The organism is Polaromonas sp. P1_G4 (genome assembly GCF_056405475.1).
Genome location: NZ_JBFUCA010000118.1, coordinates 1 through 10155, shown reverse-complemented (window position 1 = coordinate 10155; position 10155 = coordinate 1). Strand labels below are relative to the sequence as shown.

The following is a 10155-nucleotide window of genomic DNA, read 5'->3' as shown; positions in this document are numbered from 1 at the left end:
ATCCAGCACCCGGCAAAACCGGTTTATCCATTTGTCCATGTTGTCTCCTTTTTATGCGTGGCCGCGCGCGCGGCCGTYCAGCGCCAAGCCTGTTGAGGACTGTCTTAACCCATAATGTACGAACTAGTTAGTTTTAAACGAATCAGTAGAAACCCGACATGCCCGCCCCTGGCCGGCGGCGATCCGGAACTTATTTGCGCACGAAGCGCACGATCATTTCGATGATGCTGTCGCGCCGCGCCGTCATGGCGCGTCCCGACTGTGTGTCGCTCTTGAAGATCAGCCCGAAGGTGTGCTGGTTGGACACATTGAAGAATGTCAGCGCGGAAATCGATGCATGGATGTCGATCGGGTCCAGGCCCGTACGGAATATGCCCGCCGCCACGCCGCGCTCGTAAAGCTTGCGGATGGCATCGATGGCCGGCACATTGAGTTGCTGGATGATTTTGCTTTGCGCCAGGTAGCTGCCGCGCTCCATGTTCTCGGACATCACCAGCCGGATATAGCCCGGGTTGCTGTGGTGATGGTCGAAGGTAAATCCCACCAGGCGGCGCAGCGCATCTTCCGGCAGCAGGTCTTCCAGGTGCAGTTCCGCCTCGATGCTGCGCATGCGCCGGTACGACTCCTCCAGCACGGCGAGGTACAGCCCCTCCTTGCTGCCGAAGTAGTAATAGATCATGCGCTTGCTGGTCCGGGTGGCCGCCGCGATCTCGTCGATGCGTGCGCCGCTCAGGCCCTTCTCGGCGAATTCGGCTGTGGCCACTTCGAGGATCCCGGCCATCGTGCGTGCCGGGTCGTTGGTGCGCGTGGCCGTCTGCACAACCGGGGCCTTCCTTTTGCGCGCACGCACCTTGGCCGAAGCTGCCTGCGAATGTACTGTTTCGTCCATTCGCGCAGTATAGGGGGCAGGCTGAGCTCATGTCATACCAGCGCAATGGTGATGCGTTCAATCGCGGCGCGTGTGTCGGGCCGCACGCCGCGCCACCATGCAAAGGCTTCGGCTGCCTGCTCCACCAGCATGCCCACGCCATCGGCCAGCCGCCGGGTTCCCGCGTTTTGCGCCAGGCGCAAAAACGGCGTGAGCCCTTTGCCGTACGCCAGTTCGTAGGCCAGGCAATCGGGAGCGAACACGCTCGCCGGCACCGGCGGCAGTTCGGCGCGCAGGCTTGCTGAGGTGGCATTGAACACCACGTCAAAGGTCTGCCCCGCCAGATCCGGATAGCCGCAGCCGCGGACGTTTGCCTGGGCCGCGCCCATGGCCTGTAGTTCATGTGCCCTGGCAACCGTGCGGTTGGCAATCACCAGTTCGGCCGGGGCCTGCGCGAGAAACGGCAGCAACGCGCCCCGGGCCGCTCCGCCGGCGCCCAGCAGCAGCACGCGTTTGCCTTGCAGTTGGCAGCCCAGGTTGTGCGTGACGTCGCGCACCAGGCCAACACCGTCGAAGTTTTCGGCAATCACGCGTGTGCCTTCAAACTTCATGGCATTGGCTGCCCCCGCGAGCTGCGCCCGCTCCGAGCGTTCGGTGGCATAGGCAAAGGCGTCGAGCTTGAAGGGCGCGGTAATGTTCATGCCTTTGCCGCCCAGAGCGCGGAAGGCATCCACGGCGCCGTTGAACCCGCCTGGCGGCCCTTCGATAGCCGTGTATTCCATGTCCTGCCTGCTAGCCTGCGCGAACATGCCGTGGATCAGCGGCGATTTGCTGAACCCTATCGGGTTACCGATGACGGCATAGCGGTCGGTCATGGCTGCACCTCTGCATACAGCACGCCGTCGCGCTCCATCGCGTCAATGTCGGCAGCGCTATAACCGACGCTCGCGGCGATCTCGCGGTTATGTTGGCCCATGCCGGGTGCAACGCAGGCAGGCGAGGTGTCGCACTCCGAAAACCTGAAAGGCAGGTTGGGCAGGCGTATTTTTCCCAGCACCGGGTGGTCTTGCTCAATCACCATGTTGCGTGCCTGAATTTGCGGGTCGTTCAGCACTTCCTCGATGTTCTGCACTTTGGCGCTGGGTACATCAATCGCGTCCAGCGCGGCCAGGCATTCGGCCACAGTGCGGCCCGCTACCCAGCCTTTCGCCAGGGCGAGTATTTCTGCACGGTTCTCATTGCGCCCCGCAGCGCTGTGAAAGCGCGCATCAAGCGCCAGTGCTTCACCGCCGATCAGCAGGGCAAAACGCTTCCAGGCGTCGTCGACCTGCGCGGCAATCACGAGGTAGCCGTCGCTGGCGGCAAACACGCCGTACAGCGTGCTTTGCGGCATGTCGTGGCCGGTTTGCTGCGGAATTTCCTTGCCGCCCGAGAGGGTGTAGCACTGCACCGCATAGTCGTGCATGGACACCAGGCAGTCGTACAGGGACAAGTCAATATGCTGGCCCCTGCCCGACTTGATGCGGCCCAGCAGCGCGGCACATACCGCCGCCACGCCATGGATGCCGGTATACATGTCGCCCAGTGAAACGCGCAGCAACGGCGGTGCGCTGCCGGGCTCGCCGACCATGGCCATGATGCCGCTCTTGGCCTCGGCAATCAGGCCGAAGCCGGCACGGTGCGCGTCGGGGCCGGTATGGCCATAGGCGGAGATCGAGCAGTACACCAGGCCAGGGTTGCGCCGGGACAGCTCTTCGTAGCCCAGGCCGAGTTTTTTCAATGCGCCTGGGCGGTAGTTCTCGACGAACACATCAGCTGCGTCGGTGAGCTTGTGCATCATTTCCAGGCCGCGCGGGTCCTTGAGGTTGATGCACAAACCCTTCTTGCCCATGTTCTGCTGCAAAAAGTAGCCGCTTTGTCCCTTGATGAAGTAAGCGTGGGCGCGTCCCGCGTCCCCGTCCTTGGGCCGCTCGACCTTGATGACGTCTGCGCCCATCGCTGCCAGGCAGCGCGACAAATAGGGCCCAGCCAGGAAATGGCTGTAATCGACGACGCGGATGCCCGCCAGCGGCAGCGCTTGTGTAGTTTTATCCATAAAAACCTGAGTTCATCCTTGTATAGCGTGCGCAAGCGGCTATGTTTTTGATAGCAAGTCATTTTTCAGACGATGGCCGGCGCGGCACCATCAGGCGGTGCTCGCCCTTTTGCACCACCTGCCCGGCCTGGTTGATCAGCTCGGCCGGCAGCACCACGATGCCCCAGCCCGGCTTGCTCTTCGAGGGCCGCATGCTGTCCACACGAAACTTCACGTGCAGCGTGTCATTGATCTTGATGGGCAGCAGGAAGTCCCAGGTCCAGCCCAGCGACATGCCAGGCAGGAAGCGGTATTCGCTCTGGGTTTTCAGGCCGTCGGCAACCGACAGCCCCATCAGGCCGTGCGCAACGCGGCAGCCGAAGTGCGAGGCATTGGCGTAGGCCTCATCCATATGCACCGGCGTGAAGTCGCCGGTGAGTTCGGCGTAGGCATCAATGCGCGCGGCGGTGAAGGTATAGGACGGGCTGGTGCACTCGTCACCGACCTGTGCGTCGTCCCAGTATTTTTCCGGCGTGGCGAACTGGATGTTGGGGTTAGGCATGAGGCGCCTTTCAGGCCGTGGCGGCTCTGGGATTGACGGCCAATACAGCAGACACGCTGCCGGCACTGGCCTGGATCAGCTCGACGGCCAGGCCATCGGGCAGTTGCAGCCAGTTGCGGCCCTGGGGCAGTTGCTTGACGCCCCATGCCTTCGCCTCGGCCAAGGCGGCCTCCAGGTCGTCAACCATGATGCCCAGATGCGCCAGCCAGCCAGCGTCGTTGGATGGCGCCGCCACAAAGCCGGGCGTACTCATGAGCTGCAGGCCACCGATCGTCCAGTACTGGTGCGGTGCATCGGCGGGTCCGTCGACCTCGCGCGCATCCATGCCCAGCACCTCCAGGAAGAAGTTGATGTGCCACTGGATGTCTTTGACGCGTACCGCAACGTGTTCTACATAAGACTTTTGTTTGTGAGGGGCCATGGTGTGCTCTTTTGAATCGCGTTGACGAGGCTGTGCGCGCTCAATACCCTTGATGCAGGCCACCAGGGCCTGGTTGACGGGCGTGGGTACGCCGCATTTCGCGCCCTGGTGCACCACCGCACCGTTCACAAAGTCGATCTCGGTGATTGAGCCCTTCTCCAGGCTTTGCAGCATCGAGGTCTTGAAGGCGTAGGGCAGGCCCTCGCCCGCCTTGACCCACGGCTGGCGCGGGTCGGTGGTGGCCAGCGTGATGCCGCTGGCTTTCGCCACCGCCATTGCTTCGGCCACGGCCGCAATGCCGCAGGCCTCAAGCTCGGGCACCTGGTACATCTCGCCATAGGGCAGGCGCGTGGCGGCGCTGACAGCGCCGGTGGCCACATTGACCAGCAGCTTGTCCCAGATGGTGCCGATGATGTTGCGGCTGACGGTGGTGTCGAGCCCGGCGGCGTTGAAGGCGGCGGCAATGCGCTGCACGCGCTCCGTGATGCGGCCGTCCAGTTCGCCCAGGTGGGTGTCCTTGCCGCGCGTTCCAATCAGCACATGCCCGGCGCCGAGCTGCGTGCCGCCCGCATAAGTTTTGCCGGCCAGCACACGCTCGCGGCCCACGATGCTGCCCAGGATGTCTTCGTGTCCCAGCCCGTTTTGCAGCGACAGAACGACCGTGTCCGGCCCCAGCAGCGACAGGGCTGCCTCCATGGCCGGGCGGGTGTCGAAGGACTTGACCAGCACGATCACCAGGTCCACCGCACCGGTGTCCATGGCCACGCCCGTAGCGGAGATCGCGGCATGCACCTGCACGCAACGGTCTATGCCGCCATCGCGCAGGATCAGCCCGCGGCTGTTCAGGGCCTCGACCTGCGCAGCATTGCGGTTGATGAGCCAGACCTCGTGGCCCGCCTCCGTCAGCACGCCGCCCAGTGCACCGCCCAGCGCGCCGGCCCCCAGAACACAAATCTTCACTGCACAACTCCTTCGTGATTCAGGAGCGAATTCTGGGTGGAGCCACCCATGTCGTCCATGCAATGAAGGCAATACTAATCATTGCGTATAACAATAGAGGTATGGAAAAAGACCTGGATCTGCTGGACATCAAGCTGCTGCGGCTGCTGGACCAGCTCTACACCACCCGCAGCGTCACCCGGTCGGCCGAGGCCTTGGGGCAAAGCCAGCCCACGGTCAGCATCTGGCTGGCGCGCCTGCGCAAGCAGCTTGGCGACCCGCTGTTTGTGCGCACGGCCGAGGGGATGCTGCCCACGCCGCGCACCGATATGCTGATTGCCACGGTGCGCGAAGTGCTGGGCGGGTTGCAGCGGCTGGCCCAGTCRGAGGCTGCCTTTGAACCGTCTACGGCGCAGCGGCGCTTTCGCATCTGCATGACCGACGCCAGCCACGTCACGCTGTTGCCCCGGCTGCTGTCCCACGTGCGGGCGGTGGCGCCGGGCGTGGCGCTGGAAGCCGCGCGTATCGATGCCGGCCTGGCGCATGCCCTGCAAGCAGGCGAGGCCGATCTGGCTGTCGGCTTTCTGCCCTGGCTCGACACCGGCTTCTACCAGCAGACGCTGTATGGCCAGGACTGGATTTGCCTGGCCAATGCCCGGCATCCGCGGGTGGGCAGCGAATTGGGCGCCGACTGGAGCCTGTCGGTCTACCAGGCTGAGGCACATATCGGCATCAGCTCCGGCACGGGCTACCAGCTGCTGGACAGTGCCCTGGCGTCACAAAACATCTCACGCCGGGTGCTGCTGGAGCTGCCGGGCTTTCTGGGCCTCTCGGCCATTTTGTCCACCACCGACCTGATCGCCACGCTGCCGCGCCACATCGGCGAAACCCTGGCCCGCGCCGCCGACCTCCAGGTGCTGCCCTGCCCGCTGGCGATTCCCGGATTTACCGTGAAGCAACACTGGCATGCCCGCTACCACCACGACCCGGCCTCCCGGTGGCTGCGCAGCGTGTGTGCCGAGTTGTTTATGAAAAGTGCCACCAGCCCTTTATAGCTGTGCGCGAGTAGCTACATTTTTTATAGCAACAAAACTCAGCGCGTCACCCGGTTGGCTTGCAGAGCCTGGATGGCGTCCTCGTCATAACCGAGCTCCCGCAGCAGTTCGCGCGTGTGCTCGCCCAGCCTGGGCGGGTTCAGGCGCACCCCGGGACGTTTGCCGCCCAGGGTCAGCGGCAGCAGCACGGTGGCGCTTTCCTGTCCCGCGCGGGCGCCGTCAGTCAAGGTGATGGGCGCCAGCCCGCCCGTGGCCTTGAGGTGCGGATCGTCAAACAAATCCTGCGGCCGGGTGATGGGCGCAAAGGGCAACGCATGCTTTTCAAACACAGCGCCCAGTTCGGAGGCGCTGTGCCCGGCCAGGTGCGAGCGCAGCAGGGGCATCAGCCACTCGCGCGCAATTACGCGCTCGTTGTTGGTCAGCAGCCGCGGGTCGGCCCGCAGCTCTTGCAGCCCAAAGGCCTCACAGAAAACGGCCCACTGCGTGTCGCTGACCACGGCCAGGAAAATCTGCTCGCCGTCCCTGACCGTGAACACGTCGTAGATCGCCCAGGCCGAAATGCGACTGGGCATGGGTGCGGCAGRCTGGCCGGTCACGGCAAACTGCATCATGTGCTGGGCCACCAGAAAGACATTGTTTTCAAACAGCGCGGCCTGCACCTCTTGGCCCTTGCCCGTCTTCTCGCGTGCGGCCAGTGCGGCCATGGCACCTATGGCGCCGAACATGCCACCCATGATGTCGTTGACGCTGCTGCCGGCACGCAGCGGGTCGCCAGCGCGGCCCGTCATGTAGGCCAGGCCACCCATCATCTGCACCACTTCGTCGAGGGCGGTGCGGTGGTCGTAGGGCCCCGGCAGAAAGCCTTTATGGCTGACATAGATCAAGCGCTCGTTGAGCTGCGAAAGACTGGCGTAATCCAGGCCAAGCTTCTTCATGGTGCCGGGCTTGAAGTTCTCGCTGACGATGTCGGCCGTGGCAACCAGCTTGAGCACCAGCTCGCGGCCCTCGGGTGTCTGCAGGTCGACGGCGATGCTTTTTTTGTTGCGGTTGAACAGGGGGAAAAATCCCGCACCGGAGCCGAGCAGCTTGCGGGTGTTGTCTCCCATGATCGGCTCGACCTTGATGACTTCGGCTCCCAGGTCGGCCAGCAGCATGCCGCAGGTCGGGCCCATGACCATATGGGTGAATTCGACGACTCGCAGGCCTGCATAGGGCAGGCCTTGTTCGCCGGATACGCTGGCTTCAGCCATGCAAACGTCCTTGTACAAAGTCTTTGGGGAGGCCCGCTTCGGGCGTCATGCCATAAAGCGGTTCGCCCGGCAATCCGGCCTTGAGCGGCTCGCGCGCAGCCATCAGTTTTGCAAGGTCCACACCCGTGGAAACGCCCATGGCTTCAAACATGAAAACCAGGTCTTCAGTGACCACATTGCCCGACGCGCCCGGTGCATAGGGGCAGCCGCCCAGGCCGCCCAGCGAAGCATCGAAGGTGCGCACGCCCTCTTCATACGCAGCCAGGCAGTTGGCCAGGCCCAGGCCACGCGTGTTGTGCATATGCGCAGCGCCTGCCTTGTTGCCAAGCTCGGCGCGCAGGCGCCTGAAGAGGCGGCGCACCTGCGCGGGGTTGGCATAACCGACCGTGTCCGACAAACCCGACTCATCAGCACCGGCAGCGACGCATTGGGCGGCCAGCCGGATCACATCGTCTTCAGGCACTACGCCCTGCAGCGTGCAGCCGAACGCTGTCGAGATGGCGGCCTCCAGCTTGACCTGCGGTGCAAGCTCACGGCGCAGGCCGGCAATGGCCCGCACTTCTTCGACCATCTCTTCGCGCGTCTTGCGCACATTGGCCTGCGAATGCGCCGCGCTGGCCGACACCGGCATGGTCAGCTTGTGCACGCCGGCCTGCAGTGCGGCTTCAGCGCCGCGGCGGTTGGGCACCAGGGCCATCACTGTGAGGCCGGGCAAGGTGAGCGCGTGCCGCACCACTTCCGCCACGTCGGCCATTTGCGGCAGCAGTTTGGCGGGAACAAACGAGCCCACCTCGATTTCGCGCAGGCCGGCCGCGTGCAGGGCTGTGATCCAGCGCAACTTGTCGGCGGTCGCCATGGTGCGCGCGACACTTTGAAGGCCATCGCGCGGGCCGACTTCACTGATCAGCACCTGGCAGGGCTGGGGGATTTGCATCGTCTTTGGTATTCTGTAAGATAGAACTATATTCTTTCTGATGGAATGATGAAGCAGGTTGCAAGCACTGTCAAGCAGGCAACCGGCACGAAAGCCCAGGAGATCGAGCCATGCCGCGCAAAGCCCAGACCGAATCCGTTGCAGACGCCCATGCCGCTCCCGGCGGTGCCGCGGCAGTGGACCGCGCCCTGTCGCTGCTGTCAGCCTTCAGGGCGGGCGACATCTCACTGGGCCTGGGGGAGTTGGCGGAGCGCACGCAGCTTTACAAGAGCACGGTGCTGCGGCTGCTGGCTTCGCTGGAGCATGCGAGGCTGGTCCAGAAACTCGGCGACGGCCGCTACGCACTGGGCGCCGAGGTGGCGCGCCTGCACGGTGTTTACGCCGCCTCGTTTTCGCTGGACCGCGTGGTGCTGCCGGTGCTGCGTGAACTGGTGGCAGCCACTGGCGAGAGCGCGGCCTACCATGTGCGCCAGGGGGAGGCCCGCCTGTGCCTGTACCGCGTGGACTCGCCGCATCCGATCCGCGACCACATCAAGGCCGGCGACCTGCTACCCGCCGACCGCGGCACGGGCGCTCGCATTTTGATAGCGTTTGGCGCAGAACGGGTAAGGGCTGGTGGCCCAAAAGACCGTCAGCTGTACGCCAGAATCCGCGAACAGGGTTACTACACGGCCGTGGGTGACCGCCTGGCCGAGGTAGCAGGCATTTCAGCGCCGGTGTTTGGGGCTGGCGGCGCACTGGCAGGCGCGCTGACGCTGACCATGCCCGACACCCGTTACAGAGAACGCCACGTCAAACCGGTACTCGAAGCAGCCCGCCGCCTGACTGGCCTGGTTTAAGCATCTGTTCGCGGTCTAAGCCTGTATTGCCGTTCAGCCCTGCGCGGCGGTGGATTCGATGCGCCACTGGATGTTGAGCGAGAACTGCTCCCCGGGCCCCAGCACGCGCAGGCCTGGCTGCCCCGGCAGATGAAAGGCGTCGATGGGCTGMGTGATGGGCTCAAAACAAAACGCGGGGCCTTGCGGCGGCCGGTAAACCAGGCAGAAGTGCTGTGCAGCACCGCCGTCGCGCGCGAAGTCCGGCATGCTGGCCGTGACCTGCAGGCCCAGCTCGGGCCATGCGATGCTGGCCTTGCCACCCCAGCCTGTGTAGCCGTTGTCGATGAGCGGGCCGTTGGCTGGCGCACCTTCGTTCAGGTTCCAGCTTGCCGGAAAGTCGGTCGTGTGCGCAACCGGCAGCGGATCGTCAYCGCAGAGCCAGAGGCCCTCTACCTGCGCGGTAATCCGTGTTTGCGGGGTGCGGGGAAACCAGGGATGCACGCCCAAACCATACGGCAGCGGCTTGACGCCCAGGTGACGCACCTGCAGCTTCTGGTTCAGCCCACCATCAACCAGCCGGAAGGTCTGCACGGCTTCGTAGTCATAGGGGTTGCCGTCGAACCCATACGACACCAGCGTCATCACCAGGGTGTCGGCAGCCGGCTGCGAAACCTGCCACGGCTGCAGCCAGCCGTCGCCATGAATGGGATAGGGCTCGCCCGCGCGATTCGGGCGCATGGCGTGAAATTGCCCCTCATGCGTGAAGCCGCCACCGCTGATGCGGTTGGACCACGGCACCATGGCAAACGAAGCGGTCTGGTAGAGATCGTCCGTTTTGCCGTCCCAAGGCCGCCAGAGGTCCAGCGGCCCTTGCGGACGGTCAAGCTGCCAGGCAGCCACACTGCCGCCGAGCGAGGGAACCAGTCCCAGGCGTTGGCCGGCGTGGCGCAGCCAGACTACAGGATGTGCGGAATCGGTCATTGAAGATCTTTCACGGTGAGGGCAGGTAGATGGTGTTTTGTTCGTGATATCAGGCGCCGAACAAACCGGCAGGCAGACCCGGACTGTCAATCGCCACCGCGAACAGGCCGCCGGCCAGCGGCTGGTCTGCGAGCTGCGCGGGCGTTAGCCCGGTGCGTGCCGTGCTGATGAAAAGCGTGCGCATGTCCGGCCCGCCAAAGGCGCAGTTGGTCACATGGCTTGTCGGCAGCGGCACGCGGCACAGCTCCTGTGC

Annotated in this window: 11 protein-coding genes and 1 pseudogene; 2 read left to right on the top strand and 10 right to left on the bottom strand. The window is 64.2% G+C overall.

Going from position 1 to position 10155, the window contains the following annotated elements; translation table 11 throughout:
- Positions 1–190 precede the first annotated feature (190 nt).
- The 6 genes and pseudogenes from AC1D1X_RS08175 to AC1D1X_RS08150 form a co-directional block, all read right to left on the bottom strand.
- The gene (locus tag AC1D1X_RS08175; protein WP_477670673.1) at positions 191–889 is read right to left on the bottom strand and encodes a TetR/AcrR family transcriptional regulator; all 699 of its coding nucleotides are present in this window, start codon (positions 887–889) and stop codon (positions 191–193) included.
- 32 nt (positions 890–921) lie between these two features.
- The gene (gene aroE, locus AC1D1X_RS08170) at positions 922–1743 is read right to left on the bottom strand and encodes a shikimate dehydrogenase (RefSeq protein ID WP_477670674.1); all 822 of its coding nucleotides are present in this window, start codon (positions 1741–1743) and stop codon (positions 922–924) included.
- Positions 1740–2963: a CaiB/BaiF CoA transferase family protein gene (locus AC1D1X_RS08165; RefSeq protein ID WP_477670675.1), complete on the bottom strand. Its 1224-nt coding sequence runs from the start codon at positions 2961–2963 to the stop codon at positions 1740–1742. The genes aroE and AC1D1X_RS08165 overlap by 4 nt, the downstream gene beginning before the upstream one ends.
- A 58-nt stretch (positions 2964–3021) precedes the next feature.
- Entirely contained in the window at positions 3022–3504 is a 483-nt protein-coding gene (locus AC1D1X_RS08160; RefSeq protein WP_477670676.1) for a MaoC family dehydratase, read from the bottom strand.
- A gap of 10 nt (positions 3505–3514) precedes the next feature.
- Positions 3515–3925, bottom strand: coding sequence for a VOC family protein (locus tag AC1D1X_RS08155; RefSeq protein WP_477670754.1), 411 nt, complete (start codon positions 3923–3925; stop codon positions 3515–3517).
- 18 nt (positions 3926–3943) lie between these two features.
- Positions 3944–4885 (bottom strand): annotated as a pseudogene (locus AC1D1X_RS08150) (ketopantoate reductase family protein); the annotation flags it as partial.
- A gap of 101 nt (positions 4886–4986) precedes the next feature.
- Here AC1D1X_RS08150 and AC1D1X_RS08145 point away from each other — a divergent pair.
- Entirely contained in the window at positions 4987–5919 is a 933-nt protein-coding gene (locus tag AC1D1X_RS08145) for a LysR family transcriptional regulator (protein ID WP_477670677.1), read from the top strand.
- A gap of 38 nt (positions 5920–5957) precedes the next feature.
- On the opposite strand, the gene AC1D1X_RS08140 is transcribed toward AC1D1X_RS08145, so the two are convergent.
- Together AC1D1X_RS08140 and AC1D1X_RS08135 are read right to left on the bottom strand one after the other, a co-directional pair.
- Complete coding sequence (locus tag AC1D1X_RS08140) at positions 5958–7169, bottom strand: CaiB/BaiF CoA transferase family protein (RefSeq protein WP_477698113.1); 1212 nt, start codon at positions 7167–7169, stop codon at positions 5958–5960.
- On the bottom strand, positions 7162–8103 hold the full coding sequence (locus AC1D1X_RS08135; RefSeq protein WP_477670679.1) for a hydroxymethylglutaryl-CoA lyase: 942 nt from the start codon (positions 8101–8103) through the stop codon (positions 7162–7164). Before AC1D1X_RS08135 ends, AC1D1X_RS08140 begins: the two co-directional genes overlap by 8 nt.
- A gap of 110 nt (positions 8104–8213) precedes the next feature.
- Here AC1D1X_RS08135 and AC1D1X_RS08130 point away from each other — a divergent pair, with 110 nt between their 5' ends.
- A complete protein-coding gene (locus AC1D1X_RS08130) occupies positions 8214–8942 on the top strand; it encodes an IclR family transcriptional regulator (RefSeq protein WP_477670680.1) in 729 nt (242 codons plus the stop codon).
- A 33-nt stretch (positions 8943–8975) separates the two neighbouring features.
- Here AC1D1X_RS08130 and AC1D1X_RS08125 read toward each other — a convergent pair whose 3' ends face one another.
- Positions 8976–9902, bottom strand: a complete 927-nt coding sequence (locus AC1D1X_RS08125) for an aldose 1-epimerase (protein ID WP_477698112.1) — start codon at positions 9900–9902, stop codon at positions 8976–8978.
- Positions 9903–9951: 49 nt separating this feature from the next.
- Positions 9952–10155: SMP-30/gluconolactonase/LRE family protein (locus AC1D1X_RS08120; protein ID WP_477698111.1), on the bottom strand; the 204-nt coding region annotated here is incomplete at its 5' end.

What these genes read in the sequence shown, in the direction of transcription:
- AC1D1X_RS08175 (WP_477670673.1), bottom strand. Translation starts at nt 889, where the DNA reads ATGGACGAAACAGTACATTCGCAGGCAGCTTCGGCCAAGGTGCGTGCG.
- aroE (WP_477670674.1), bottom strand. Translation starts at nt 1,743, where the DNA reads ATGACCGACCGCTATGCCGTCATCGGTAACCCGATAGGGTTCAGCAAA.
- AC1D1X_RS08165 (WP_477670675.1), bottom strand. Translation starts at nt 2,963, where the DNA reads ATGGATAAAACTACACAAGCGCTGCCGCTGGCGGGCATCCGCGTCGTC.
- AC1D1X_RS08160 (WP_477670676.1), bottom strand. Translation starts at nt 3,504, where the DNA reads ATGCCTAACCCCAACATCCAGTTCGCCACGCCGGAAAAATACTGGGAC.
- AC1D1X_RS08155 (WP_477670754.1), bottom strand. Translation starts at nt 3,925, where the DNA reads ATGGCCCCTCACAAACAAAAGTCTTATGTAGAACACGTTGCGGTACGC.
- AC1D1X_RS08135 (WP_477670679.1), bottom strand. Translation starts at nt 8,103, where the DNA reads ATGCAAATCCCCCAGCCCTGCCAGGTGCTGATCAGTGAAGTCGGCCCG.
- AC1D1X_RS08130 (WP_477670680.1), top strand. Translation starts at nt 8,214, where the DNA reads ATGCCGCGCAAAGCCCAGACCGAATCCGTTGCAGACGCCCATGCCGCT.